Origin of the sequence: Cellulomonas sp. PhB143, from assembly GCF_003752595.1 — a bacterium.
Taxonomy (GTDB): Bacteria; Actinomycetota; Actinomycetes; order Actinomycetales; family Cellulomonadaceae; genus Paraoerskovia.
Genome location: NZ_RKIJ01000009.1, coordinates 117,029 through 142,970, shown reverse-complemented (window position 1 = coordinate 142,970; position 25,942 = coordinate 117,029). Strand labels below are relative to the sequence as shown.

The following is a 25,942-nucleotide window of genomic DNA, read 5'->3' as shown; positions in this document are numbered from 1 at the left end:
GGAGCCCGGTTCCTCGGGAGGGACCGGGCTCCGTCGGCGCGCTCGGCCGGTCAGCTGCCGAAGATGCTCGACTCGAAGTCGGGGTTGGCCTTCAGCCACTTCTGCACGCCCGCCTCCTTGTCGTCCTGATAGTCGTTCGTCAGCAGGTTCTCCAGCGAGAAGAGCTGGTCGTCGGACATCCGGAACTTCTTCAGCGGCCCGACGAGGTCGGGGTGGTCCTTCGCGAAGGTCTTGTCGCCGTAGGTGTGGATCTTCTCCGTCTTGCCCATCAGGCCCTTGGGGTCCTTCAGGTCGCGGATCGGGAAGGCGTCGTACGCCCAGTGCGGGCGCCACATCTCGACGGCGATGTTCTCGCCCTTGTCCGTCGCGCCCTTGAGCGAGGCGAGCATGGCCGAGGTCGACGACGCTGGGAAGTCGATGTTGTCCAGGCCGTAGCCGGGCAGGACGTCGTTCTTGATGACGCCCGTCTCGCCGGCGCCGGCCTCGATCCCGACGAGCTTGTTGCCGTACTCGTCGCCCATCGTCTTGAGGTCCCCGATGGTCTTTGCGGGCGAGTCCTCGTTCACCGCGATGGTGAGCTTGGCCTGGTCGTACCAGGTGCCGAGGTCGACGATGTCGTCGCCGTACTTGTCGATGTAGGCCTTGTGGGTCGTCGGCAGCCACGTGTCGAAGTACAGGTCGTAGCCGCCGCCCGCGAGGCCGGTGAAGATGACGCCGAGGTCGGCGTCCTGCGTCTCGACGTCGTAGCCCTGGTCCTCGAGCATCGTGGCCCACAGGTACGACGCGGCGATGCCCTCGTCCCAGCCGGTGGGGACGCCGATGGCGATCTTCTCGTCCTTGGCGCCCGAGCCGCCGCCGTCCGACGACCGGGAGCCGATGACGAGTCCGACGACGAGGATCAGTGCGGTGCCGATGGCGAGCGTGCGGCGCGCGTAGGTGCGCGTCCTGGGGCTGACCATGTCATTCCTTCCTTCGGCGGAGGTGTCCGCCGGGGTGATGAAGCGTGCGTCGGGGGTGGGCGCGCTCAGGCGTTCGACGCGGCCAGCGCGCGGGCGACCGGCGAGCGGTCGGCGAGCGCGGAGGTCACCCGGTCGAGGAACATCGCGATGATGACCACGCTCAGGCCGGCCTCGAAGCCGAGCGCCACGTCCACCTGGGACAGGCCGGCGACGACGTCGCCACCCAGGCCCCCGCCGCCGACGAGGCCGGCGACGACCACCATCGACAGGGCGAGCATGATGACCTGGTTCACGCCGGCCATGATCGTCGGCATCGCGAGCGGGATCTGGATCTGGCGCAGGATGCGCCGGCTCGTCGAGCCGAAGGCGTGCCCGGCCTCGACGACCTCCTTGTCGACGCCGCGGATGCCCAGCTCCGTGAACCGGACGCCGGGGGCGGCGGCGAAGACGACCGTCGCGACGATCCCCGGCACCACGCCGGTGAGGAAGATGACGACCGTCGGGATGAGGTAGACGAACGCCGGCATCGTCTGCATGAAGTCGAGCACGGGGCGCACGGCTCGCGAGACGTTGTCGTTGCGCGCCGCCCAGACGCCGAGCGGGATGCCGATCAGCAGGGCGATCAGGGACGCGAGGATCACGAGGGAGAGCGTCTCCATCGAGTGGTCCCACTGGTCGAGCCCGGCGATGACCACGAGGCCGACCGCCGTCCCGACAGCGAGGCGCACGCCGCTCGCGAAGTACCCGATCACTGCGAGAACGAAGGCGATGACGACGAACGACGGGGTCTCGAAGACCCACGCCACGCCGTCGTACGCCCCCTCGAGGACGGCCTTGACGAAGTCGAAGAACGGGGCCCAGGCGTCGGTGGCCCAGTCGACGAACGAGGCGACCCAGTCGCCGAAGGGCAGGCGCGGAACGATCGTGCCGGTGTCGCTCGCGGCGGTGGTGGTGCCGGCGCTGCTGAGCGAGGCGATGGTGGCGATGCTCATGACCGGACTCCTTCCGTCGTGGTCTCGTCGTCCGGGAGCGCGGCCCCCGTGGTGGTGGCGCCGGCCTCGTTCTCCTCGGCCTCGTTCTCCTCGGCCTCGTGCTCCGCGGCCGCGGTGTCGCCGGCGACGATGTCGCCGACGGACGCGTCGGGGACCTCGGGCGGGACCATCGCCTCGAGCAGCGTCACGCGGGGCACGACGCCGACGAGCTTGCCGTTGTCGTCGACGACCGCCATCGGCAGCGTCGACTCCGCGGACGGCGCGAACAGCTCGGCGAGCGGGGTGTCCGCGGAGACGGCCGTGTACTCGCTCGAGTAGTAGCCCTCCAGCGACTCCTTGCCCTCCTTCGTGGCGCGCACCGCGTCGTCGTCGCGGATGACGCCGCGCAGCGTGCGGGAGCGGTCGACGACGTAGGCCGCCGGGACCTGCGCCTCGCGCATCTCGCGGCTCGCCACGCGCGGGCCGCCGCCGAGGGAGACCAGGGCGCGGGGCTTCTGCATCACCGAGGAGGCGGTCAGCACGCGGGTGCGGTCGACGTCGGCGATGAACTGCGCCACGTAGTCGTTCGCCGGGTCCGTGAGGATCTCCTCGGACGTGCCGATCTGGACGATCCGCCCGTCGCGCATGACGGCGATCCGGTCGCCCAGGTGCATGGCCTCGTTGAGGTCGTGGGTGATGAAGATGATCGTCTTGCCGAGCGTCGACTGGAGCTCGAGGAGCTGCTCCTGCATCTCGCGCCGGATCAGCGGGTCGAGCGCGGAGAACGCCTCGTCCATCAGCAGGATGTCGGTGTCGGCGGCCAGGGCGCGGGCGAGCCCGACGCGCTGGCGCATGCCGCCCGAGAGCTGGGAGGGCAGGGAGTCCTGCCAGCCGGAGAGGCCGACGAGGTCCAGCGCCTCCTGCGCCTTGGCGCGCCGCTCCTCGCGGCCGACGCCCTGGATCTCCAGCGGGTAGGCGGCGTTGTCGAGCACCGTGCGGTGCGGCAGGAGCGCGAAGTGCTGGAAGACCATCGACACGCGCTTGCGGCGCAGGGCACGCAGGGTCTTCGCGTCGACCTCCGACAGGTCGTCGTCGCCGATGCGGACGTGGCCCGACGTGGGCTTCCACAGGCCGTTGAGCATCCGGATCAGCGTCGACTTGCCCGAGCCCGACAGGCCCATGACGACGAAGATCTCGCCCTCGGCCACGTCGAACGACGCGTCGATCACCGCGGCGGTGCCGAGGTCCTTGACCTCGTCGCGGGTCTTGCCCGCCTCGATCTGGCGGACGGCCTCCTTGGGCCGCCGGCCGAACACCTTGTAGACGTTCTCCACACGAACGGCTGTCATCAGAACTGAGCCACCTCTGTCTCGTGGTGCATGAGTCGTGGGACGCGCGCTGCGTCGGCCGACCGTCGTCGCGCTGCGTCTCCCCGCCACCGTCCGGGACGCGGGTCCCGGGGGCGGGGGGCGGCGGCAACGCCGGTCCCGGCCGATGCGGGACCCGTGGGGGCCCGGCGTCAACAGCGATCCACCATGCCGCAGATGGCGACGATTGACCAGGCAACCCTTTGCCATATCGGAACGATCTCGGGGGGCAGTGCGGGCAAAAATGGCTGTGCGCTGCAGGAATGCGGCGACTGTGATTGTTACCTCTTCGTGACATCCGGGGGTCGCGGGTGGTGTGACGGGCTGCACATGGTCTGGTCGCGGTGTGACCCGGGCCACCGGGGGAGCGTGCCGGTGTGCCGGTGTGCCGGTGTGCCGGCGGGATCCGCCGAGGGCGACGTCCCCATCGCCGACGGCGACGTTCCTCTCGCCGACGGCGACGTTCCGCGAGCGGATCGGGCCCTCTCGCGCCGCGGAACGTCACCCTCGGCGGACCGGGCGTCACCGTCAGCGGACCGGGCGTCACCCTCGGCGGTCCCGCAGCCCCGCCTCCTCGACCGCCTGGGCGTGCAGGTGGCGGACGGCGCGCTCCAGCGCGTCGTGGTCGGCGAAGAGGTGGCGGTCGACGACGAGCACCCGCCAGCCGCAGGCCGTGATGCGGTTGATCCGGGCGCGGTCCTTCGCGAACTGCGCTGGGTCGTCGTGGTACGCGCCGTCATACTCCAGCGCGGCCCGCAGGCGCCGCCATGCGAGGTCCAGCCGCGCGACGAACGTACCCGCGGCGTCGCGCAGGACAACCTGCGGCTCGAGCCGGGGCAGCCCGTAGGACTCCGCGACGACGCGCAGCTGCGACTCGCGCACGGACTCCGCCCGGCCGTCCATCAGGTCCAGCGCCGCCGGCAGCTGGCGGATCCACCGGGCGCCGCGGTTGCGGGCGGCGACGGCCAGGACGTCGTCCGCGGTGACCCCCGTCGCGGCGGCGAGCGCGTCGAGCTCCGGCACGCTGCGGTACCGGCTCGGGTGGCGGCCGACGTCGTAGGCCGTGCGCGCGACCGAGGTGACCGGACCCCACGGGCCGGCCACGACGTCGTCGGGCGCGAGGTTGCGTGCCCGGACCGCCAGTCCCGGACGCGAGCGCACGCGGGCCCCGTGCGGGGAGGAGACCTCGATCGGCCCGTCCGCGCGGAGGTGGTCGACGCCGTGGATCCACAGGGCGGACGGGCCGCTGAAGACGGCGGCGTCGGGCAGGCGTTCGCGCGCGGCGACCAGCCGCAGCTCGTAGGTGAGGTCGACGGGCGCGGGCACGTGCGTGCCGCGCATGACCGGGAGGAAGCCCGGACCGGCGAGGCGCCCGTCGCTCGGCGCCCCCGCGCCGGCGCGGTGGACGAGACGGGGGAGGGGGTCGGTCCGTGGTCGCATCCGACGACGATGCCGTCCGCGGGCGCGGTCGCGGGAAGGACTGCCCCGGCCCGGGGACCGGGGGGCACGACGACGTGCCTGTGCACGACGGGAGACGCGCCCCGCCGGCGCCCCGGGCGGCCGCCCCCGCTGCGCCGACGGCGACGCCCCTCTCGCCGAGCGCGACGTTCCGCGAGCGGATCGGGCCCCGTGGCGGCGCGGAACGTCGCCGTCGGCGGACGCGGCGTCGCCCTCGGCGGAGGGACGGCGACGTGGGACGAGGCGGGGCAGCCACTACCCTGGGAGGCGCTCGAGATCCACAGCCCAGCAACCACAGCCCAGCGCACACGGGAGCCCCCAGCGCACGAGTCCGAGGAGAACCATGTCCACGACCGCGCACGCCCCCGCGCCCGCCACCGGCGCCTTCGACGAGGTCCCCGGCCGCTACAAGGTCCGCGACCTCTCGCTGGCCGAGGCCGGCCGACACCAGATCCGGCTCGCCGAGCACGAGATGCCCGGCCTCATGGCCCTGCGCGCCGAGTACGGCGACGCGAAGCCGCTCGCGGGCGCGCGCATCGCCGGCTCTCTGCACATGACCGTCCAGACGGCGGTGCTCATCGAGACCCTCACGGCGCTCGGCGCCGAGGTCCGCTGGGCCAGCTGCAACATCTTCTCCACCCAGGACGAGGCGGCGGCCGCGATCGTCGTCGGGCCGCAGGGGACGCCGTCGGACCCTCAGGGCGTGCCGGTCTTCGCCTGGAAGGGCGAGTCGCTCGAGGAGTACTGGGACTGCACCGAGCAGATCCTCGTGTGGCCGGGCGCCGAGGGCACCGGCGGCCCCAACATGATCCTGGACGACGGCGGAGACGCGACCCTCCTCGTGCACATGGGCCTGCAGTACGAGCGGGCGGGCGCCGTCCCGGCGGACACCCGCCCGGGGGAGCCGGACCACGCCGAGGAGACGAACGTCGTGCGCGCGGTGCTGCGCCGCTCGCTCGAGACGGACCCGCTGCGCTGGACCACCGTCGCCGAGCGCATCGAGGGAGTGACGGAGGAGACGACGACGGGCGTCCACCGGCTCTACCAGCTCGCCGAGGAGGGCACGCTCCTCTTCCCGGCGATCAACGTCAACGACTCGGTGACGAAGTCGAAGTTCGACAACAAGTACGGCATCCGGCACTCGCTGCCCGACGGCATCAACCGGGCGACCGACGTCCTCATGGGCGGCAAGGTCGCGTTCGTCGCCGGGTACGGCGACGTCGGCAAGGGCGCCGCCGAGGCGTTCCGCGGCCAGGGCGCGCGGGTGATCGTCAGCGAGATCGACCCGATCTGCGCCCTGCAGGCCGCGATGGACGGGTTCCAGGTCGCCCGGATCGAGGACGTCCTGGACGAGGCCGACTTCTTCATCACCACCACGGGGAACAAGGACGTCGTCACCGCGGCCCACATGGCCGCGATGAAGGACAAGGCGGTCGTCGGCAACATCGGCCACTTCGACAACGAGATCGACATGGCGGGCCTGGCGGTCTCCCCGGGCGTGACCCGCACCGAGATCAAGCCGCAGGTGCACGAGTGGACGTTCCCGGCGTCCGACGACGGCGCGCGCGCCGAGCGGTCGATCATCGTCCTGTCCGAGGGGCGCCTCCTCAACCTCGGCAACGCGACGGGTCACCCGTCGTTCGTGATGAGCAACTCCTTCTCCAACCAGGTCATCGGCCAGATGGAGCTGTGGGCCGACGCGCGGCGGGACCCGCAGGAGCGCACGTACGCCCGCGAGGTCTACCGCCTCCCGAAGCACCTCGACGAGAAGGTCGCGCGCCTGCACCTCGACGCGCTGGGCGTGCGGCTGACCGAGCTGAGCGACGCGCAGGCCGGCTACCTGGGGATCCCGGTCGAGGGGCCGTACAAGCCCGAGCACTACCGGTACTGAGGTTCGGCCGGTGCTGAGGGTCGGCCGGTACTGAGGGTCGGCCGGTACTGAGGTTCGGCCCGTACGGGGTCAGCGCCGCGGGTCGGGCACGTCGTGCGGCAGGCGCCGCACCGTGGCCGCCTCGCGGCGCACCAGCTCCTGCGCCGCGGCCTCCCGGACGTGCTCGCGGGTGCGCCGCTCGGCCAGCACGGCGGTGACGAACACCTCCGGCGGCGTGCCGGGGGGCGGGCCGGGCGCCACGTAGGACTCCACGCGTGCGGCGATCTCGGTGCCGAGCCGGGCGCGGGAGTCGGGATTGAGCCGCGGGGCGCGGCCGAGGAACCGGCGGGCGTCCAGGGCGAGGCCGTCCGGCAGGCGGCGCATGTCGGCCTGCGCGGCCCAGGCCGCCAGCCACGGTGGCATGACGACGGGCGCGGACCCGCCGCGCGCGCCGCGCACCCGGACGACGTACGTCCCGGCGAGCATGTCGCCGAGGCGCTTGCCGCGGTCGTTGGACAGCGACGCGATCAGGGCGATGCAGCCGAGGGTTGCGACGATCTCGACCGTGCCGACCAGGGCGCGGACGAACGCGTGCCGCAGGCGGACCGGTCCGCCGTCGTCGCGCACCACGCGGATCCCCGCGGCGAGCTTGCCGAGCGACCTGCCGCGGGTGAGGGCCTCCACGGCGGTGGGCACGCCGACGAGGAGCAGGACGACCGCGCCGAGCGTGACGGGGATCGTGTACTCCTCGGGCGGGGGCCACGCGTCGAGCACCAGGAGCACGGCCACGGCGAGGAACCACAGGGCCGTCAGGTCCAGCGCGACCGCGAGCGCGCGGGTCAGGAACGACGCCGTGCGGGCGTCCAGCACCACGCCCTCGCCCGTGAGGATCCCGTCGCGCATGTCGCTCCTGCTCGTGGGGTGGGGCCTGTGGGTGAGCCGGGCCGGGCCGGGCCCGCCTGTGGCAGGGTACAGCCGTGGATCTGGACGCGTACACGAGTGTGCACAGGGCCGAGTGGGACCGGCTCCGGACGCTCGTGCGCCGCTCGCGGCTCGACGGCGCCGAGGCCGACGAGCTGGTCGCGCTGTACCAGGTCGTGGCGACGCACCTGTCCACCGTCCGCTCCGCGGCCCCGGACCCGGAGCTGGTCGGCGAGCTCTCCGACGTCCTCGGCCGGGCGCGCGCCCGGATCGCCGGGGCGCACGAGCCGGCGTGGCGCGACGTGGGCCGGTTCGTGCTCGTGTCCCTGCCCGCGGCCCTGTACCGGATCCGCTGGTGGACCTGGGGTGTGACCGCCGCCTGCGTGCTGGTGGCGGTCGTCGCCGGCGTGTGGGTCGCGACGGCGCCGGGCGGCCTCGAGGTCTTCGGGCCGGCGTCCGCGCAGGAGGAGTACGTGCGGCACGCGTTCTCCGAGTACTACGACCCGGGGACGGGATTCGCCCTGACCGTGTGGACCAACAACGCGTGGATCGCGGCGCAGTGCGTGGCGCTGGGCATCACGGGCATCGGGCCCGCGTACGTGCTGTTCCAGAACTCGGTGAGCATCGGCGCCGCCGGCGGCCTCATGGCGGCGCACGGCGAGGCCGACGTCTTCTTCTCGCTGATCCTTCCGCACGGGATGCTCGAGCTCACCGCGGTGTTCGTCGCGGGCGCCGCGGGGCTGCGGATCTTCTGGACCCTGGTCGACCCGGGTCCGCGCCCGCGGGGCCGTGCCCTCGCCGCCGAGGGCCGCGCCCTGTTCTCGGTGGCCGTCGGGCTCGTCGGCGTGCTCGCGGTCTCCGGCCTGATCGAGGGCTTCGTCACGGGGTCCGGGCTGGCGTGGTGGCTGAAGATCGCGATCGGGGCGCTCGCCCTCGCCGCGTTCTGGACGTGGGTGATCGTGCTGGGCGGTCGCGCCGTCGCAGCCGGCGAGACGGGTGACCTGACGCGCGACCAGGCGGGCGACGAGGCGCCGGTCGCGGCCTGAGCCCGCCGAGACCCCCCGGCAGGCCGGAGCCTCAGGTCAGCAGGACGATGCCGAGGAACGGCAGCACGAACGTCAGGAGCATGGCGCCCACGACGATCATCGCGATGCGGCGCTGGCGGCGGGCACGGTCTTCGGGCGTCGGTTCCACGGCTGCTCCTGCGGGTCGGTGTCTGTCCGGCTCGCGTCCGGGGCGTTCCCCGGCCGCGTCGAGGTCTCGGTGCGGGACGACATCATGCCATCCCGGCGCCGGTCCGGACTCAGAGCCTGCCCGCGGCCTTGAGCGCGAGGTAGGTGTCGGCGAGCCGGGGCGCGAGCTCGTCCGGGCCGGCGTCGACCACCTCGACCCGGTGGCGGCGCAGCACGTCGGCCACGGCAGCGCGCTCCAGCACGGTGCGCGCGGCGGCCGCGGCGTCGTACACCTCGGCGCTGGAGCCGCGCGCGGCGGCCGCCGCGACGACCTCGGGATCGGCGACGCTCGCCAGCACGACCTGGTGGCGGGTCGCCATCCGCCGCGCGACCGGCAGCAGCCCGGTGGTCACGGCGGAGGCGTCGAGCGCGGACAGCAGCACGACGAGCGCCCGCTGCGACAGGCGCTGCTCCACCGTGGCGGCGAGCGCGGTCCAGTCGGTCTCGAGGAGCACGGGTCCCACCGGGGCGAGCGCGTCGGCGAGGGCGGGCAGCAGGCGCGGCCCGGTCGCCCCCGCGACGCGCGCCCGGGCCGTGCGGTCGAACGCCACGAGCTCCACGCGGTCGCCGGCGCGGCCCGCGAGGGCGGCGAGCAGCAGCGCCGCCTCGATCGACGCGTCGATCCGCGGGGCCTCGCCGATGCGCGCGGCGGACGTGCGCCCGGTGTCGATCACCACGAGGACCCGCCGGTCCCGCTCCGGTCGCCACGTGCGCACGACGACGTCGCGCCGCCGGGCGGTCGCGCGCCAGTCGATCGACCGGACGTCGTCGCCCTCGACGTACTCGCGCAGGGAGTCGAACTCCGTGCCCTCGCCGCGCACCTGGACGGCAGCCCGCCCGTCCATCTCGCGCAGCCGCGCGAGGCGGCTGGGCAGGTGCCGGCGCGAGGCGAACTCGGGCAGCACGCGGACCGACCCGGGCACCTCCAGCGACGCCTGGCGGCCCGCCACGCCGAAGGGACCGACCGTGCGGATCGTGACGCGGTCCGCCGCCCGGTCCCCGCGGCGCGTGGGCAGGAGCGCGGTGCGCACGCGGCGCGACTCGCCGTCCGGCAGGTCGAGCCGGTGACGGTTGACCGCCGCGCCGGCGGAGGGCACCCAGGCGTCGCGCACGAGCCCCCGCAGCCGGCGACCGGAACCGTTGGTGAGCGTCAGCGTGGACGTCGCCGCCTGGGTCAGCCGGACGGAGCGCGAGGTCTCGCGCACGACCGCGACGCGGCGCGGGGACGCCGCGAGCAGCGCGTCGAGCGCGCAGACGACGGCCACGACCACCGTCCAGACGAGCACCGTCTGCGCCCGGGGCAGCAGCGCGACGGGCACGAGGCCGAGCGCGGCCAGCACGGGTGCGCGCCAGGTGAGCACCATGACCCGGCGGGCTCAGCGGGGGACCGGCACGGAGCCGAGCACGGTCTGGATCACGGACTCGGCGGTGACCCCCTCGAGCTCGGCCTCGGCCCGCAGCTGGACCCGGTGGCGCAGGGTCGGCAGGGCGAGCGCCTTCACGTCGTCGGGCGTGACGTAGTCCCGCGCGCACAGCCACGCCCAGGCCCGGGACGTCGCGAGGAGCGCCGTCGCCCCGCGCGGGGAGACCCCGAGGGCCAGGGAGGGCGAGCGGCGCGTCGCCGCGCACACGTCCACGACGTAGCCGAGGACCTCCCGGTCGACGCGGACGCCGGCGACCTCTGCCCGGGCCCGGGCGAGCAGGTCGGCGTCCGCGACCGGTGCCACGCCGGCCGCGCGCAGGTCGCGCGGGTCGAACCCGCCCGCGTGGCGGGCAAGCACCTCGACCTCCTGCTCGCGCTCGGGCAGCGGCAGGACGACCTTGAGCAGGAACCGGTCGAGCTGTGCCTCGGGGAGCGGGTAGGTGCCCTCGTACTCGACCGGGTTCTGGGTCGCGACGACGATGAACGGGTCGGGCAGCAGCCTCGGGGTCCCGTCGACGGAGACCTGGCGCTCCTCCATCGCCTCCAGGAGCGACGCCTGTGTCTTCGGCGGCGTGCGGTTGATCTCGTCGGCGAGCAGGAGGTTCGTGAAGACCGGCCCCTCGCGGAACGAGAACTCCGCCGTCCGCGCGTCGTACACGAGCGAGCCGGTGACGTCGCCCGGCATGAGGTCCGGGGTGAACTGCACGCGCTTGGTGCCCAGGTCGAGGGACGCGGCCAGGGCCCGCACGAGCAGCGTCTTGGCGACGCCCGGCACGCCCTCGAGCAGCACGTGGCCCCGGCACAGGAGCGCGATGAGCAGGCTCGTGACGGCGGCGTCCTGCCCGACGACGGCCTTGCCGACCTGGGTGCGCACGCCGGCCAGGGCGGTGCGCGGGTCGCGCGACGCGCCCGGCGGGGGCGTGCTCCCCGGGCTCTCGCGGTTCTCGCGGTTCTCGGCGTTCTCGGTCACAGCGGGTGAACCTCGCTCTCCAGGATGTCGAGCTCGTGCGCGAGCAGCAGCAGGGCCTGGTCGTCGGTGGGTGGTGGTCCGTACAGCAGGTGCACGACGTGGTCGGGCGAGAGCTCCGCGGCGCGCGCGACCGCGTCGACGAGCGCGCCGGCGTCCGCCGTGCGCGGCACGCCGAGGCGCTCCGCGAGCCGCTGGGCCGTGAGGGCGCGCAGGCCGGCGGCCGCGTGGCCGCGGGACCCGCCCGCCCGGTAGAGGCGGCCCCGTCCGCGGGTCGTCTCGGACGCGCGGACGACGACGGGCAGGTCCTCGGTGACCAGGCGTCCGGTGCGCCGGCCGCGCCAGATCGCGACGACGACGAGCACCAGGAGCAGCTCGAGGCCGACGACGCCCACCCACGGCGGGAGCAGCCCCGCGTCGGTGCCGGCGGCCGGGGCGCCGCCGTCGGGGACGTACCACAGCAGCCGGTCGTGGTGGCCGAGAGCCCGCAGCGCGAGCGCGGCGTCCCCGGCGTCGAGCAGGGCTCCGTTGCTGACCACGTCGGCCGAGCTCAGCACCCGCACGGTGCGGTCCCCGGAGCGCACGACCGCGTACCCGGCGCCCTCGTCGGCGGCCCCCGGGAAGCAGAGCACCGCGTCGGGGTCGTCGGAGACGAGGCCGCTGCCCCCGAGCGTCGCCGTGCCCGCGGCGCTCGCGTCGGCGTCGTCGCACCTGGCCTCCCGCGTGGTGCGGGGCGCGTTCGCGTACGCGGACCCGACCGCCCCGTCGGTGGCGCGCGAGACGAGGTCGGCACCGGCGTCCAGGAGCACGAGGTCGGCGCCGGCGTCGGCCAGGTCGCCGCGTTCGTCGGGTGTCAGGGGCAGGCCGGGGGCGATCGCGAGGGTCGTGCCCGCGGGTGCGGCCGCGGCCTCGGCGGAGCTCGTCGTCGCGACGACGTCGACGCCCTGGTCCCGCAGGATCTCGGCGACCGCGCGAGCGCCGTCCGGCCCTGCGTTGTCGATCGCATAGGGGACGATCGAGCTGGGCGCGGGCAGGAGCGCCACGGACAGCACGACGACGGCCGTGGCGAGCAGCAGCCCCAGGGGCAGGCGGGCGCGGCGCCACCGCGCGCGCAGCCGGGAGCGTCCGGAGGTGCCGTCGCCTTGCACCGGTGACGGGCGCGGGGGCGGGTCCGTCACCGCCTCCCGCGCGGGGGCGGCCGGGGCGCTCACGGGCGCCCGCCGGCCGGGGCGGCGCGCGGGCGCTCGCCCGCGACGGCCGCGTCGAGCGCCCGTACCGCCGCGTCCTCGGCGGGTCCGACGGCGTGGTCGCCGTAGCGGACGTCGTCGAACAGGCGCCCTGCGCGGGCGAGCTCGTCGGCCGACCCGGGCAGGCGCGCCGCGGCCTCCTGGGCGACCTCGTGGGCGGTGCGGCCCGGGCGGTCGTCCAGGACGGCTCGTTCCTCCAGCGCCCGGACGACCGCGCGGTACCGCTCGAGGACGGCCTCGGCCCAGTCGCCGCGGGCCGCGGCCCGGTCGGCGGACGCGCGGATCTCCTCGCTCGTGCGGGCGTCGTCCTCGAGGACGACCGCCGCGGCGCGCGCGCGCGTGCTCGCGCGCACCCGGCCCGTGGACCAGAAGGCCAGGAGCACGGCCGCGAGGACCAGGACCACGAGCGCCACGGGCAGCGCGTCCGGCAGGTCCGCGCCGCCGGTCCCGGCGCCGAGGCCGGAGAGCCAGTCGAGGAACCGCTCGAGGAGCGTCGGGCCGTGCCCGGCGTACTCCGGGCGCGCGAGCTCTCCGCGGGCCCACGCGCGGGCGGTGTCCGCGTCGGGGGCGACGGGGACGTCGGCCGCGAGGCGGTCGACCCACGCGACCGGGGCCGTCATGCCTGCCCGTGCTCGCGCCGGGCGGTGCCCGCGAGCTCGATGTCGAGCCCCTCGCGCCGCATGCGCGCGTCGATGTAGAGCAGGGCCACGATGCTCGACATGAAGACCGTGGTCAGCATCCCGCTGACGATCGACCCGAGCAGCGACAGGGCCGTGTACGCGACGGGGGACACCGTGACCAGCAGGCCCCCGACGAGGGTGAAGGGGTAGGCGACCACGCCGCTGATGATCGCGACCATGATCGTCGCCAGGAGCCAGATGCCCAGCACGTGCCAGAAGCCCTTGCGGGTCAGCCGCCAGGCCCGCGTCACGGACCGCCAGACGCCCTGCTTCTCGAGGACGAGCGCCGCGGGCGTGAAGAGCAGCCGCACCTGGAGCCACAGCACGAGCACGACGAGCACCAGCAGGGCGGCGAGACCGGTGCCGACCGACGCCCACACCGAGGTCCCCGCGTCGACCTGGGTCACGATCAGCGCGACCGTCCCGGCGACGATCCCGACCACGAGCACGGACGCCGCGAGGAAGAGCAGCAGCGTGTACCCCACGAGCCGCAGCAGCCGGCCGCGGGTGCGGTGCCAGGTCTCGGTGACCGACGGCCGCCGCCCCAGCACGGCGTCCCCGACCGCGCCCGCCAGCAGCCCGTTGAGGACGGGCACCGCGACCAGCTGGACGATCACGGCCTGGAGCCCGATGCTCGTCAGGCTCGCGTACCCGCCCGGACCGAGGCCGACCTCCGAGAGGTCGGCGTCGATGCCGGCGCTGAGCGCGGAGGTCAGGCCGACGACGAGCAGGCCCAGCACCACCGAGACGAGCGTGCACGCGACGAGGACGGCGGCAGGCACGCCGAGCATGACGCGCGGGTTGGCGCGGACCGCGCCGAACGCGCCGTCCAGGATCTCGCCCAGCGCGAGCGGGCGGAGCGGGACGATCCCGGGCCTGTCGGTCGTCGGCAGCGGTCCCGGACCCCAGCCGGGCCCGCCGGGCCCCGGCTGCCCGTAGCCCGCCGGGGGCAGGGCGCCCGGCGGCCCGTACTGCGGCTGCCCGTACTGCGGCTGCCCGTACCCCAGCGGACCCTGCGGTGTCTCGCCCCAGCCGGCAGGCGGTTCGCCTGGAGTGCTCATCGCGGGGTCCTGTTCTGCCGGCGGGCGTGCGGCGGCCGGGGGCTCGCCGTGCGGGAGAGGCCAGGCTAGTGCGTGGACGGGCGCCGGGGCGCGCGGTCCACAGGCTCGCCGCCCCCGGGTGCGTGCGCCCGTGGACGCCGCGGGCCGGGTGGCATCATGTGCAGCATGAAGCAACGTGTGCTGGTTGTCGACGACGACGCCGCCCTGTCCGAGATGATCGGGATCGTCCTGCGCTCCGAGGGCTTCGAGCCGATGTTCTGCGCCGACGGCGACCAGGCCCTGGAGGCCTTCCGCTCGAGCCAGCCGGACCTCGTGCTGCTCGACCTGATGCTCCCCGGCCGCGACGGCACGGAGGTGTGCCGGCTGATCCGTGCGGAGTCCGGCGTGCCGATCATCATGCTGACGGCCAAGACCGACACGGTCGACGTCGTCCTGGGGCTCGAGTCCGGGGCGGACGACTACGTCTCGAAGCCGTTCAAGCCCAAGGAGCTGGTCGCGCGGATCCGGACGCGGCTGCGCCGCACGGACGAGCCGGCGCAGGAGGTGCTGACGGTCGGGGACATCGAGGTCGACGTGCCCGGGCACCGGGTGGCGCGCGACGGCGAGCAGATCTCCCTGACGCCCCTCGAGTTCGACCTGCTCGTCGCGCTGGCGCGCAAGCCCTGGCAGGTCTTCACCCGCGAGGTCCTCCTCGAGAAGGTGTGGGGGTACCGCCACGCCGCGGACACGCGCCTGGTCAACGTGCACGTCCAGCGGCTGCGCTCGAAGATCGAGCACGACCCGGAGAACCCGGAGATCGTCCTGACGGTGCGGGGTGTCGGCTACAAGGCCGGCTCGCCGCGCCGGTGACCGGGACGGACCGGGTGGTCCGGGAGCCGGCGGGCCGACGGGACCGGTGAGCTCGTGAGCACCCAGGGTGCGGGCGGCACGGAGGGCCCGGCCCGCGCGGAGGGCGCCGCCGGCGACGAGACCGGCACGGGGACCCCGCCGCCCCCCGTCCGCCGGCGCGTCGTCGTCCCCCCGGTCCTGCGTCGGGCCGGGTCGCGGGTCGTGCGCCGCTGGCGCTCCTCGATGCAGCTGCGCGTCGTCTCGATCGCGCTGGTCGTCGGCGTCGTGTCGGTGGCCGTGCTCGGGGCGTTCCTCTCGCAGTCGATCCGGGACGGCCTCTTCAACGAGCGACTCGCGGCGGTCGACGCCGAGAGCGCCCGCTCGACGACGCAGGCGCGGACCAACTTCGACGCGGCGAACCCGCAGACCAGCTCCGACGTGCAGCAGCTGCTCACCGACATGGTGCTCTCGCTGCAGACGGCGAGCCCCGGCACGCGCGACGTGTTCCTCTGGCACCCCCAGGGGCAGCCGTCGCAGGTGGTCGACGTCAGCACGGCCGACCGGTACGGGACGGTGATCACCCCGGAGATGCGCAAGGCGACGCTCGCGACCGCCGACTCGGGCGGCGAGGTCCCCCAGGTGATGCAGTCGGTGGCGATCGAGACGGACCCCGGCCCGGACGCCGCGGAGGTCCCTGGCGTCGTCGTCGGCACCACGGTGCAGGTGCCGCGCGAGGGCACCTACGAGCTCTACTACCTCTACTCCTTCGAGCCGGAGCAGCAGACGCTCGAGTTCATCCAGCAGACCCTGTTCGTGGGCGCGATCGTGCTGCTGCTGATCATCGGGGTCATCGCCTGGATCGTCACGCGCCAGACGGTCGACCCGGTCAGCCGCGCGGCGCGGGTGGCCGAGCGCCTCGCGGCGGGCCGTCTCGACGAGCGGCTGACCGTGCGCGGGCACGACGAGATGGCGACGCTCGCGCGCTCGTTCAACGAGATGGCCGAGAGCCTGCAGGACCAGATCACCCAGATGGAGGAGCTCTCCATGCTCCAGCGGCGCTTCGTCTCCGACGTCTCCCACGAGCTGCGCACCCCGCTGACCACGATCCGGATGGCGAGCGAGGTGATCCACGAGTCGCGCGACGAGCTCGACCCGATGGCGCGCCGGTCGGCGGAGCTCATGTACACCCAGCTCGACCGGTTCGAGGACCTCCTCGCCGACCTGCTGGAGATCAGCCGGTTCGACGCGGGCGCGGCGGTGCTGGACGCCGAGCGCAGCGACCTGCGGGACGTCGCGGGCTCCGCCGTCGAGCAGGCGCAGCCGCTCGCCGAGGCGAAGCGCGTCTGGCTGTCGGTGCACCTCGGCGACGAGCCCGCGACGGCGGACGTGGACCCGCGCCGCGTCGAGCGCATCCTGCGCAACCTCGTCACGAACGCCATCGAGCACGCCGAGGGCAAGCCCGTCGAGGTCACCGTCGGCGCCGACGGGCTCGCCGTCGCGGTCGTGGTGCGCGACCATGGCGTCGGCATGACGGCGCCCGAGGTCGCCCGGGTCTTCGACCGGTTCTGGCGGGCCGACCCGGCACGCGCCCGCACCACCGGGGGCACCGGCCTCGGGCTGGCGATCTCGCTGGAGGACGCGCGGCTGCACGGCGGCTGGCTCGAGGCGTGGGGCCGGCCCGGCGAGGGGGCGTGCTTCCGGCTCACGCTGCCGCGACGGGCGGGGATCGTCCTGGACCACTCGCCGCTCCCGCTCGTGCCGGACGCACCCAGCCCCGCGCGGGGCAGCGACCCCGAGCCCGGGCCGGTGACCGGCCAGGTCGCCGTGGTGGACCAGGCCAGCCCGACGTCGCTGCCGTCCGTGGACGCGCTCGAGCCGCCACCGGGCGCCGACGCGGCGAAGGAGGTACGCCGATGACCGCAGCACGCCGCAGCGCGGCCCCCGGGCACGGGGCCCGCCGCCGGGCGCCCGCCACGGCCCTGACCGTCCTCCTGGCGCTGCTCGGGCTCGCCGTGCTCGGTGGGTGCGCGTCGATCCCGACGTCCGGCCCCGTGGTGGACGGCAAGGCCGAGCCCGCGCCGCCGCTGCCCATCTACCTCAACCCGAACCCGCCGCGCGACGACGCGTCGCCCGAGCAGATCGTCAACGGGTTCCTCAGCGCGCAGGGTCCCGGCACGACAAGCAGCTACGACGTCGCGCGGGCCTACCTGACGGGCTCGGCGACCGACTGGGACCCGACCGCGCGCGTGACCGTCTACCGGGGCGACGCCGGGCTCGTCGTGCCCGACGACGCGGACGACACGGGCAAGACGACGGTCACCGGAACGGTCTCCGTCGTCGGCACGATCGACGCGGACGGCGTGTACACGGAGGTGTCCGACGGCACGACGCAGGACCTCTCGTTCGGTCTCGTGCAGGACCCGGACGGCCGCTGGCGCATCGACGACGCCGAGGACGGCCTGTTCATCCAGAGCGGTCTGCTCGACGTCTTCTACCAGCAGACGACGCTCTACTTCCCCACCCCGGACCGCACGTACTTCGTCTCCGACGAGCGGTGGTTCCCCAAGAGCGCCCGGTGGCAGACGGACGCGGTCAGCGCCGTCCTCGACGGCCCCGCGGAGTGGCTCCAGGACTCGGTGGTCACGGTCGCCCCGCCGGGCACGACGCTCGCGCTGCAGACCGTCCCCGTCTCGGACGGGGTCGCGACGGTGAACCTCAGCTCCGCGGTGCTGTCCGCCTCGGCCGCGGACCGCGCGCTGCTCCAGGCGCAGATCCAGGCGGTGATCGTGGACTCCTACCCGCGCACGCAGGCGTTCGAGCCGGTCCGCTCGGTGGTGCTGTCCGCGGACGGGACCCCGATCAGCGTGGACACGGTCGACCCACTGCCCTCCGCGCAGGTGTCCGGCGGGGCGGTGGCGGCCTCGGACGGCAGGCTCGTCGCGGTGAACGGCTCGACGCTCACGAAGATCGACGGCGCGCCGTCGCTCGAGGGCCTGCTCCCCACGGCGCTGGGCCTGACGGGCGACGTGGCCCAGGGCGCGGCGGGGGCTGCGGTCCTGGTGCGCGACGGCACGGCACACGTGCGCCGGCTCCCCACGGCGGGCACGAAGGGCGCCACCCTGCTCGAGGGCGCCGATCTCATGGCGCCCTCCGCGGACCGGTTCGGGTGGATCTGGTCGGGGTCGGCGACCGGGCCGATCACGGTGCTCGACCGGGACGGCACGCGGACCCGGCTGGCGGCCGTGCCGTGGCTCGCGGACCGGACGCTCGTCTCCGTGCGCGTCGCCCCGGACGGCGCGCGGCTCGTCGTCGCCAGCGACGGCACCGGTGGTCCGCTCGTGCAGGTGGCCGGGATCGTCCGGGACGAGGAGGGCAGGCCGACGGCGCTCTCGGACCCGTTCCGCGTCGCGGCCTCCACGGTCGACGTCACCTCGGTCGTGTGGACCGACCAGACGCAGGTCGGGGTGCTCGGGAGGCAGACAGGGGAGGACGACGTCGTCGTCCACCTCGCGCAGGTCGGCGGCCAGACGACGTCGCTGTCCCGGGTGCCCGGGGCGGTGGCGATCGCGGCGGGCAACGGCGAGAGCACGCTGCTCGTGGTCGACGAGAAGGGTGTTCTCTACGGCCGCTCGGAGTCGGCGACGATCTGGGTGCCGGAGGCCACCGACGTCGACCTGGTCGCCTACCCGGGCTGACGGGCCTCCCGTGGGCGTCCACAGGCGGGCGCGGTGCCGGGGCGGGGCACGGGTGCGCGGGCCTGCCCGCGCGGCGTGCCCCGGCCGCCGCAGGCTGGGCGGCGTGGACCGCACCGTCGACGTCTCCCGCCCGCCCTCCCGGGCCGCCGCCCGCCCTCCCGGGCGCGGCCGGGGCGCTCGGCGGCTGCGTGCTCTGCGTGCGGTGCGCGCTCTTGCCCGCGCGGCCCGCGCGCTCGGGCACCTCGTCGTGCCGGTGGAGTGCCCCGGGTGCGCGACGCCGGACGTGCGGCTGTGCCCGTGGTGCCGCGCCTGCCTCGGGGGGATCGCCCGCTGCGAGGACGGCGCACCCCGGCTCGACCGCTCCGACCGGCCGCACCCGGTGCCGGTCTGGTGCACCGCGCCGTACGCGGGGTGCGTCCGCGAGGTGGTCCTCGCGTGGAAGGACCGGGGCCGCGCCGACCTGACCCGCGAGCTCGCGCCCTTCCTGCGGGACGCGGGGCGCGCGGCGGCCGCCGCGGTCACCGGGGCCCCCGGGCGGCGGTCGCGCGAGGTGCTGGTGGTCCCCGCGCCGTCGTCGGGCAGGGCGACGCGGGCGCGCGGGCGCACGCCCGTGGACGAGCTGGCACGGGCCGTGGCGCAGGGCCTGCGCGACGGCCTGCGCGACGCCGGTGCGCCGCCCCGGGTGCGGGTGGTGCGCGCCCTGCGCCAGCGCCGCGCCGCGGGGGACCAGGTGGGCCTGGGCGGTCGCGCCCGCGGGGGGAACAAGGCCGGGACGGTCGCGCTGCGCCGCCGCGCGCGCCTCGGCGACGAGCCCCGCCCTGTGTGCCTCCTGGTGGACGACGTACTGACCACGGGCGCGACGCTGTCCGCCTGCGAGGCGGCCCTGTCGGGCGCCGGGGCGCGCGTCGTGGGCGCGGTCGTGCTGGCGGCGACGCCTCCGCCGAGCCGCGCCGTGCGGTCGGACGGGGGTCCGGGATAGCCTGGTGGTTCGACGTCGAGGACACGAGCCCGGCGTCGTCGAGGACGTACCGAGTGGCCGGCCAGGACGGCGGCCGGGGGAGGTGACGAGCACCGGCGCCTCACGGGGTGCCGAGCACAGACCCGTCGGGCCGCACGGCCCATCACACACCCCGGGACGTCCGCACGGCGGGCGCCCGCGGAGCAGCGGAGGTTCACATGGAGATCGTCGTCGTCGGTAGGCACACCGAGGTCCCGGAGCGGTTCCGCCGCCATGTCGAGGACAAGCTCGCCAAGCTCGAGCAGCTCGCACCGACCGCGCAGCGCATCGACGTGGAGATCACCCACGAGAACAACCCCAAGCTGGCCGGGGTCAGCGAGCGTGTCGAGCTGACCGTCCGCGCGAAGGGCCCGGTCGTCCGGGCCGAGGCCGCCGCCGACGACCGGTTCGGCGCGCTCGACCTCGCCGCGGCCAAGCTGCAGGAGCGCTTGCGCCGCTCGCGCGACCGGCGCAAGGACCACCGTAAGAACACCGTCCAGCCCCCCGTCGACGTGCGGCCGTACGACCCGGAGCGCGACGGCCCGCGGGCCGAGCCCGAGCCCACGCGTCCCCCGGCGTCGCCGGGCGAGTCCGTGGAGAGCCAGCTCGGGGACTCGCCGGTCGTCATCCGCCAGAAGCTGCACAGCGCCACGTCCATGAGCGTCGACGACGCCCTGTACGAGATGGAGATGGTCGGCCACGACTTCTTCCTCTTCGTCGACGCCGAGACGGCGCGCCCGTCCGTCGCCTACCGCCGCCGCGGCTGGAGCTACGGGGTCATCGCGATCGACACGGCCTGCGAGCACGTCGAGGCGGCCGGCGAGCGGACCAGCGAGGCGCCCGCCCAGGTCTGAGCACGCCCGCACGCGCACCGCGACCTCCGACGCCCGGCGCCGGGGGTCGCGGTGCTCTCGGCCACCTCACGACATCGCACGACACCTCGCGACACCGCACGACACCGCGGCGGCCGGGCCGGTGTCGGGGGCGCGCGGCAGGATGGTGGGCGTGGAATCGATGACGCTCGCACAGGCGCGGCGGACAGCGCTCGCGGCCCAGGGAATGCACCGGCCTCGACCGGAGCGGCCGGGCGGCCCGACCATGCGGGACCTGCAGCGCACCGTGGACCGCATCGCGGTCCTGCAGATCGACTCGGTCAACGTGCTCGCCCGCGCGCACCTGATGCCGCTGTTCTCCCGGATCGGCCCGTACCCGACCACGCTGCTCGACCGCGCCGCGGGCCGCGCGCCGCGGCGGGTCCTCGAGGCCTGGGGCCACGAGGCCTCCTACGTCGCCCCGGAGACGTACCGGCTGCTGGCCTGGCGGCGCCGGAGGCTGCAGGACGCCTGGGGCTCGATCCGTGACGTCGGCACCGGCAGTCCCGAGGTCGTGGAGCGGGTGCGCGCCCTGGTCGCGGAGCGCGGCCCCGTGACGGCCCCCGAGCTGCACCGGTTGCTGGAGTCCGAAGGGCCGGGGCACGAACGCCCCGACTGGGGGTGGAACTGGTCGCTCGCGAAGCAGGCCCTCGAGCACCTGTTCTACGTGGGCGAGCTGGCCTCGGCCCGGCGCACGTCGTCGTTCGAGCGCTGCTACGACCTGGCCGAGCGCGTCGTGCCGCCGCAGGGCCTCGCCCCGGTCGACGACGCCGACGCGGTGCGCGGGCTCCTGGAGATCGGGGCGCGGGCGCACGGCGTCGGGACGCTGCGCTGCTTCAAGGACTACTTCCGCCTCCGCGGCCCGCAGGTGGTCACCGCGTTCGCCGAGCTCGTGGACGACGGCGTCCTGCGACCCGTCCGGGTCCGGGGCTGGGACGAGGCGACGTACCTGCACCGCGACGCGCAGGTGCCGCGCCGGGCGACGGGCGGCGCGCTGCTCAGCCCGTTCGACCCGGTGGTGTTCGAGCGCACCCGGCTCGAGCGCCTCTTCGGCATGCGGTACCGGATCGAGATCTACGTCCCGGCGGCCCTGCGCGTCCACGGGTACTACGTGCTGCCGTTCCTCGAGGGAGACGAGATCACCGCGCGCGTCGACCTCAAGGCCGACCGCGCCCGCGGGGTGCTGCGGGTCCTCGCGGCGCACGCGGAGCCAGCCACGAGCCCGACGACGGCGGGCGCGCTGGCGGCCGAGCTCGCGCTGCTGGCGGGGTGGCTCGGGCTCTCCGAGGTGCTCGTCAGCCCCGTCGGCGACCTCGCGGGGGCGCTCGCGGGCGCGGTGCTCGGTTCGTCGGAGAGCGAACGGGGGGCCACGGCGTCGGGCCCGGTGTGACAACGGCCCTACGATGGTCCGTGGTGTGACGTCGGCGACCCCTGGGCGCGGCGCGCACCCGCCGCGCTGCCGACCGGCCGTGGACGCGAACGACACGGGAGATCTGCGTGCCCTCCATCTTCGAGAAGGCCCTGCGCTTCGGCGAGGGCCGGATCCTGAAGAAGCTCTCCGGCCTCGCCCGGCAGGTCAACGAGCTCGAGTCGAGCTTCGAGGAGATGACCGACGAGGAGCTCCGCGAGGAGACCGACCGCTTCAGGGCGCGGATCGCCGACGGTGCGACCCTCGACGACCTGCTCCCCGAGGCGTTCTCGGCCGTGCGCGAGGCGTCCCGCCGCACGCTGGGGCAGCGCCACTTCGACGTCCAGCTCATGGGCGGCGCCGCGCTGCACCTCGGCAACATCGCCGAGATGCGCACCGGTGAGGGCAAGACGCTCGTCGCGACGCTGCCCGCGTACCTCAACGCGCTCTCCGGCGGCGGGGTGCACGTGATCACGGTCAACGACTACCTGGCCAAGTACCAGAGCGAGCTCATGGGCCGCGTCTTCCGCTTCCTCGGGATGTCGACCGGGTGCATCCTGTCGGGGCAGACGCCCGCCGAGCGGCGCGCCGAGTACGCCGCGGACATCACCTACGGCACGAACAACGAGTTCGGGTTCGACTACCTGCGCGACAACATGGCGTGGTCGACGGGCGACCTCGTGCAGCGCGGGCACGCCTTCGCGATCATCGACGAGGTCGACTCGATCCTCATCGACGAGGCGCGCACGCCGCTGATCATCTCCGGCCCGGCGGGCGGGGACACGAACCGCTGGTACGGCGAGTTCGCCAAGCTGGTGCGGCGCCTGGAGGTCGGCACCGACTACGAGGTGGACGAGAAGAAGCGCACGGTCGGCGTCCTCGAGCCCGGCATCGAGAAGATCGAGGACCACCTCGGCATCGACAACCTGTACGAGTCCCTGAACACGCCGCTGATCGGGTTCCTGAACAACGCCATCAAGGCGAAGGAGCTCTTCAAGCGCGACAAGGACTACGTCGTCCTCAAGGGCGAGGTGCTCATCGTGGACGAGCACACGGGCCGCATCCTCGCCGGGCGCCGGTACAACGAGGGCATGCACCAGGCGATCGAGGCCAAGGAGGGTGTGCAGATCAAGGCCGAGAACCAGACCCTCGCCACGATCACCCTCCAGAACTACTTCCGGCTCTACGACAAGCTCGGGGGCATGACCGGTACCGCCGAGACCGAGGCGGCCGAGTTCCAGGGCACGTACAAGCTCGGCGTCGTGCCGATCCCGACGAACCGCTCGGCGCAGCGCATCGACCAGAAGGACCTGGTCTACAAGAACGAGAACGGCAAGTTCGACGCCGTCGTCGCCGACATCGTCGAGCGGCACGCCAAGGGGCAGCCCGTGCTGGTCGGCACGACGAGCGTCGAGAAGTCCGAGGTCCTGAGCGCCAAGCTCAAGGTGCAGGGCGTCCCGCACGAGGTGCTGAACGCGAAGCAGCACGCGCGCGAGGCGGCGATCGTCGCCCAGGCAGGGCGCAAGGGCGCCGTGACCGTCGCGACGAACATGGCCGGCCGCGGGACGGACATCATGCTCGGCGGCAACGCCGAGTTCATGGCGGTCGACGCGCTCGAGGCCGAGGGGCTCTCGCCGGCGGAGACGCCGGACGAGTACGAGGCGGCCTGGCCCGCGGCGCTCGAGTCCGCGAAGGCGGCGGTCGCCGCGGAGCACGACGAGGTGACGGAGCTCGGGGGCCTGTACGTCCTCGGCACCGAGCGCCACGAGTCGCGGCGCATCGACAACCAGCTGCGCGGCCGTTCCGGCCGGCAGGGCGACCCGGGCGAGTCCCGGTTCTACCTGTCGATGGAGGACGACCTCATGCGGTTGTTCAACTCCGGGCTCGCCGAGTCGATGATGAACCGCGCCGGGTTCCCGGACGACGTGCCGCTCGAGTCGAAGATGGTCACCCGCGGCATCGCGAGCGCCCAGAACCAGGTCGAGTCGCGCAACTTCGAGATCCGCAAGAACGTCCTGAAGTACGACGAGGTCCTCTCCAGCCAGCGCAAGGTCATCTACTCCGAGCGGCGTCGGGTGCTCGACGGGGAGGACCTGCACGAGCAGATCCAGCACTTCCTCACCGACGTCGTGACCGCGTACGTCGACGGGGCGGCGGCCCAGGCCGCGGTCGGCGACTGGGACCTCGACGAGCTGTGGACCGCGCTGCGCGCCGTCTACCCCGTCTCGATCACGGTCGACGAGGTGCGCGAGCAGGCGGGGAGCCTCGAGGGGCTCGACCGTGACTTCCTGCTCACGGAGATCCTCTCGGACGCGCGGCACGCCTACGCGGACCGCGAGGAGCAGATCGGGGAGGCGAACATGCGCCAGCTCGAGCGGCGCGTCGTGCTCTCCGTCCTCGACCGCAAGTGGCGCGAGCACCTCTACGAGATGGACTACCTCAAGGAGGGCATCGGCCTGCGCGCGATGGCGCAGCGCGACCCCCTGATCGAGTACCAGCGCGAGGGCTTCCAGCTGTTCGCCGCGATGAACGAGGCGATCAAGGAGGAGTCGATCGGCTACCTCTTCAACCTCGAGGTCCAGGTGCAGGAGCAGCCGGTCTCCGCGGCGAGCGCCGCCGTCACCGCCGCGACGTCCCCGCTCGGCCGGGCGACGCGCCCGGCTGTCGCTCCCGCCGTGCCTGCCACGGCCGAGCCGGCCGTACCCGAGCCCGCTGCTGCCGAGCCTGCTGCTGCGGAGCCTGCTGCAGCCGGGCCGGACGCGCCGTCGGCCGCCGAGCCGGAGCCGGAGCCGGCCGCCGAGCCCGAGCCGGAACCGGTGCCGGCCGCGGCCGTCGCCGAGCCGGAGCCTGCCGCCGAGCCGGAGCCTGCCGATGCGCCGGAGGCCGCCGACGTGGCAGAGCCGGCGGCGCCGACGCTGGTCGCGAAGGGGCTCGACGGTCCCGAGCGGCCCGTCCCGCTGTCCTACTCCGCGCCCAGCGAGGACGGGACGGGCGCCGCGGTGGTCTCGGGCGACGCGTCCCGGCGCGCGCGCCGCGAGCTGCACGGCGAGGCGGCGAGCGCGGAGAGCGACGGGCGCACGTTCCCCGGCACGCCGCGCAACGCGCAGTGCCCGTGCGGCTCGGGCAAGAAGTACAAGGTCTGCCACGGGCTGAACGAGGCCTGAGGAACGGACTGTCGTCCACGGACGGCCCGGCGACCCCCTGCGGCGCCGGGCCGTCCGTCGTTCGTGGGGCGCGTGACGCCCGTCGGCGTGCCGTCGCCAGCCGCTCGCGCTCAGCCGATCTCGAGCGCGGTGACGCGCCAGGACCCGCGGTGGTCCTCCACGCGCACCGCGACCGCCCGCACGCGCCCGCCGCACTCGAGCGCGACGCTCGCCTCGGCCGACGACGGACCGAGACGGACCGTGCGGGCCCGGCGGACCGTGATCGGGTCGTGGGCCGCGCTCGGTACGGCGGCCGCCAGCAGCAGCCGTGCGCGGCGCGCGAGGGCCTCGTGCACGTCGGGCGCGAGCCACCGGGCGAGCTGTGCCACCGGGCGTTCCCCCCGCAGCACCTCCAGCGCGGTGCGCGCGACGGCGCAGCAGGTCGCGGTCGGGTCGGTGAGCGGGCTCCCCGGCCGCACCGGGCCGGCCTCTCGTCCCGGCGCCGCGGTGCGCGGGGCGCGCCGCAGGTGGGTCGCGTCGAGTGCCGGGGGTCGGCCGAGGGGTGCGCTGCGCAGGTGGCGTGCGGCGCCGTCGGACGACGGGACCGGCACGGGGACGGGTGTCGGCGCGACGTCCGGGTCTCGCGGCGCCGCACCGGGGGAGGGCGCGCGGCGCGCGTCCTTGGGCGGGTCGACGAAGGCGCGCAGGCTGCGCTCGGCGGGCGAGGCGGGCGTGGTGCGGGGGTGCTCGGTCGTGACGGTCATGTTGCTGCTCCTTTGCGGCACTGTCTGTCTGTCTGCGGGACGTGCGCGGGCGTGCCGGGCGGTCCGGGGATCAGGCTGC

20 protein-coding genes and 1 pseudogene are annotated in these 25,942 nt (G+C 74.7%); 10 read left to right on the top strand and 11 right to left on the bottom strand.

All coding sequences use genetic code 11. The features are described from left to right. Nucleotides 1-50: 50 nt before the first annotated feature. The 4 genes from EDF32_RS02130 to EDF32_RS02115 all read right to left on the bottom strand — a co-directional run bounded on the left by EDF32_RS02130 (nt 51) and on the right by EDF32_RS02115 (nt 4,737). Complete coding sequence (locus tag EDF32_RS02130; RefSeq protein WP_123306883.1) at nt 51-959, bottom strand: glycine betaine ABC transporter substrate-binding protein; 909 nt, start codon at nt 957-959, stop codon at nt 51-53. A gap of 65 nt (nt 960-1,024) precedes the next feature. Then, on the bottom strand, nt 1,025-1,951 hold the full coding sequence (locus tag EDF32_RS02125; RefSeq protein WP_123306882.1) for a proline/glycine betaine ABC transporter permease: 927 nt from the start codon (nt 1,949-1,951) through the stop codon (nt 1,025-1,027). After that, the gene (locus EDF32_RS02120; protein WP_123306881.1) at nt 1,948-3,279 is read right to left on the bottom strand and encodes a glycine betaine/L-proline ABC transporter ATP-binding protein; all 1,332 of its coding nucleotides are present in this window, start codon (nt 3,277-3,279) and stop codon (nt 1,948-1,950) included. Before EDF32_RS02120 ends, EDF32_RS02125 begins: the two co-directional genes overlap by 4 nt. A gap of 561 nt (nt 3,280-3,840) precedes the next feature. Then, on the bottom strand, nt 3,841-4,737 hold the full coding sequence (locus EDF32_RS02115) for a hypothetical protein (protein WP_123306880.1): 897 nt from the start codon (nt 4,735-4,737) through the stop codon (nt 3,841-3,843). A gap of 361 nt (nt 4,738-5,098) precedes the next feature. On the opposite strand from EDF32_RS02115, the gene ahcY reads away from it, so the two are divergent. After that, on the top strand, nt 5,099-6,646 hold the full coding sequence (gene ahcY, locus EDF32_RS02110; protein WP_123306879.1) for an adenosylhomocysteinase: 1,548 nt from the start codon (nt 5,099-5,101) through the stop codon (nt 6,644-6,646). Between the two features lie 69 nt (nt 6,647-6,715). Here the strand turns inward: ahcY and EDF32_RS02105 are convergent, their stop codons facing one another. Then, nucleotides 6,716-7,528 (bottom strand): RDD family protein, encoded by an 813-nt coding sequence (locus EDF32_RS02105; protein ID WP_123306878.1) that lies wholly within the window; start codon nt 7,526-7,528, stop codon nt 6,716-6,718. A 74-nt stretch (nt 7,529-7,602) separates the two neighbouring features. Between EDF32_RS02105 and EDF32_RS02100 the strand changes: the two genes are divergently transcribed. Continuing rightward, nucleotides 7,603-8,592 (top strand): stage II sporulation protein M, encoded by a 990-nt coding sequence (locus EDF32_RS02100; RefSeq protein WP_123306877.1) that lies wholly within the window; start codon nt 7,603-7,605, stop codon nt 8,590-8,592. A 257-nt stretch (nt 8,593-8,849) separates the two neighbouring features. Here the strand turns inward: EDF32_RS02100 and EDF32_RS02095 are convergent, their stop codons facing one another. Genes EDF32_RS02095 through EDF32_RS02075 form a run of 5 tightly spaced genes read right to left on the bottom strand, consistent with a single transcriptional unit; the run spans nt 8,850 to nt 14,156 of the window. After that, the gene (locus EDF32_RS02095) at nt 8,850-10,142 is read right to left on the bottom strand and encodes a DUF58 domain-containing protein (protein ID WP_123306876.1); all 1,293 of its coding nucleotides are present in this window, start codon (nt 10,140-10,142) and stop codon (nt 8,850-8,852) included. A gap of 12 nt (nt 10,143-10,154) precedes the next feature. After that, a complete protein-coding gene (locus EDF32_RS02090; protein WP_199734792.1) occupies nt 10,155-11,171 on the bottom strand; it encodes a MoxR family ATPase in 1,017 nt (338 codons plus the stop codon). Beyond that, a complete protein-coding gene (locus tag EDF32_RS02085) occupies nt 11,168-12,379 on the bottom strand; it encodes a DUF4350 domain-containing protein (RefSeq protein ID WP_233565626.1) in 1,212 nt (403 codons plus the stop codon). The genes EDF32_RS02090 and EDF32_RS02085 overlap by 4 nt, the downstream gene beginning before the upstream one ends. After that, nucleotides 12,376-13,035 carry a DUF4129 domain-containing protein gene (locus tag EDF32_RS02080; RefSeq protein WP_123306875.1) on the bottom strand — a complete coding sequence of 220 codons (660 nt, stop codon included), beginning with the start codon at nt 13,033-13,035 and terminating at the stop codon, nt 12,376-12,378. The genes EDF32_RS02085 and EDF32_RS02080 overlap by 4 nt, the downstream gene beginning before the upstream one ends. Further along, nucleotides 13,032-14,156: a glycerophosphoryl diester phosphodiesterase membrane domain-containing protein gene (locus EDF32_RS02075; RefSeq protein ID WP_123306874.1), complete on the bottom strand. Its 1,125-nt coding sequence runs from the start codon at nt 14,154-14,156 to the stop codon at nt 13,032-13,034. The genes EDF32_RS02080 and EDF32_RS02075 overlap by 4 nt, the downstream gene beginning before the upstream one ends. Nucleotides 14,157-14,321: 165 nt before the next feature. On the opposite strand from EDF32_RS02075, the gene mtrA reads away from it, so the two are divergent. The 8 genes and pseudogenes from mtrA to EDF32_RS15055 all read left to right on the top strand — a co-directional run bounded on the left by mtrA (nt 14,322) and on the right by EDF32_RS15055 (nt 25,120). After that, nucleotides 14,322-15,005 carry an MtrAB system response regulator MtrA gene (gene mtrA / locus EDF32_RS02070; RefSeq protein ID WP_199734791.1) on the top strand — a complete coding sequence of 228 codons (684 nt, stop codon included), beginning with the start codon at nt 14,322-14,324 and terminating at the stop codon, nt 15,003-15,005. Nucleotides 15,006-15,059: 54 nt separating this feature from the next. Then, complete coding sequence (gene mtrB, locus EDF32_RS02065) at nt 15,060-16,901, top strand: MtrAB system histidine kinase MtrB (RefSeq protein ID WP_370449886.1); 1,842 nt, start codon at nt 15,060-15,062, stop codon at nt 16,899-16,901. Beyond that, nucleotides 16,898-18,679: an LpqB family beta-propeller domain-containing protein gene (locus tag EDF32_RS02060; protein ID WP_123306873.1), complete on the top strand. Its 1,782-nt coding sequence runs from the start codon at nt 16,898-16,900 to the stop codon at nt 18,677-18,679. The genes mtrB and EDF32_RS02060 overlap by 4 nt, the downstream gene beginning before the upstream one ends. Before the next feature lie 202 nt (nt 18,680-18,881). Continuing rightward, nucleotides 18,882-19,658, top strand: a complete 777-nt coding sequence (locus EDF32_RS02055; RefSeq protein WP_123307218.1) for a ComF family protein — start codon at nt 18,882-18,884, stop codon at nt 19,656-19,658. 197 nt (nt 19,659-19,855) lie between these two features. Then, entirely contained in the window at nt 19,856-20,530 is a 675-nt protein-coding gene (gene hpf, locus EDF32_RS02050) for a ribosome hibernation-promoting factor, HPF/YfiA family (protein WP_123306872.1), read from the top strand. Nucleotides 20,531-20,672: 142 nt separating this feature from the next. Continuing rightward, nucleotides 20,673-21,938: a winged helix-turn-helix domain-containing protein gene (locus tag EDF32_RS02045; protein WP_123306871.1), complete on the top strand. Its 1,266-nt coding sequence runs from the start codon at nt 20,673-20,675 to the stop codon at nt 21,936-21,938. Nucleotides 21,939-22,045: 107 nt separating this feature from the next. Beyond that, nucleotides 22,046-24,538, top strand: a pseudogene (gene secA / locus EDF32_RS02040) (preprotein translocase subunit SecA); the annotation flags it as partial. Next, entirely contained in the window at nt 24,539-25,120 is a 582-nt protein-coding gene (locus EDF32_RS15055; protein ID WP_370449907.1) for an SEC-C metal-binding domain-containing protein, read from the top strand. Between the two features lie 110 nt (nt 25,121-25,230). Here EDF32_RS15055 and EDF32_RS14450 read toward each other — a convergent pair whose 3' ends face one another. Then, the gene (locus EDF32_RS14450; protein WP_148061548.1) at nt 25,231-25,863 is read right to left on the bottom strand and encodes an Rv3235 family protein; all 633 of its coding nucleotides are present in this window, start codon (nt 25,861-25,863) and stop codon (nt 25,231-25,233) included. Nucleotides 25,864-25,942 lie beyond the last annotated feature (79 nt).

Bases quoted from the DNA above. Each gene is read 5' to 3' on its own strand.
- EDF32_RS02130 (WP_123306883.1), bottom strand. From the start codon at position 959: ATGGTCAGCCCCAGGACGCGCACCTACGCGCGCCGCACGCTCGCCATC.
- EDF32_RS02125 (WP_123306882.1), bottom strand. From the start codon at position 1,951: ATGAGCATCGCCACCATCGCCTCGCTCAGCAGCGCCGGCACCACCACC.
- EDF32_RS02120 (WP_123306881.1), bottom strand. From the start codon at position 3,279: ATGACAGCCGTTCGTGTGGAGAACGTCTACAAGGTGTTCGGCCGGCGG.
- EDF32_RS02115 (WP_123306880.1), bottom strand. From the start codon at position 4,737: ATGCGACCACGGACCGACCCCCTCCCCCGTCTCGTCCACCGCGCCGGC.
- ahcY (WP_123306879.1), top strand. From the start codon at position 5,099: ATGTCCACGACCGCGCACGCCCCCGCGCCCGCCACCGGCGCCTTCGAC.
- EDF32_RS02105 (WP_123306878.1), bottom strand. From the start codon at position 7,528: ATGCGCGACGGGATCCTCACGGGCGAGGGCGTGGTGCTGGACGCCCGC.
- EDF32_RS02095 (WP_123306876.1), bottom strand. From the start codon at position 10,142: ATGGTGCTCACCTGGCGCGCACCCGTGCTGGCCGCGCTCGGCCTCGTG.
- EDF32_RS02080 (WP_123306875.1), bottom strand. From the start codon at position 13,035: ATGACGGCCCCGGTCGCGTGGGTCGACCGCCTCGCGGCCGACGTCCCC.
- EDF32_RS02075 (WP_123306874.1), bottom strand. From the start codon at position 14,156: ATGAGCACTCCAGGCGAACCGCCTGCCGGCTGGGGCGAGACACCGCAG.
- mtrA (WP_199734791.1), top strand. From the start codon at position 14,322: ATGAAGCAACGTGTGCTGGTTGTCGACGACGACGCCGCCCTGTCCGAG.
- EDF32_RS02060 (WP_123306873.1), top strand. From the start codon at position 16,898: ATGACCGCAGCACGCCGCAGCGCGGCCCCCGGGCACGGGGCCCGCCGC.
- hpf (WP_123306872.1), top strand. From the start codon at position 19,856: ATGGAGATCGTCGTCGTCGGTAGGCACACCGAGGTCCCGGAGCGGTTC.
- EDF32_RS02045 (WP_123306871.1), top strand. From the start codon at position 20,673: ATGGTGGGCGTGGAATCGATGACGCTCGCACAGGCGCGGCGGACAGCG.
- EDF32_RS14450 (WP_148061548.1), bottom strand. From the start codon at position 25,863: ATGACCGTCACGACCGAGCACCCCCGCACCACGCCCGCCTCGCCCGCC.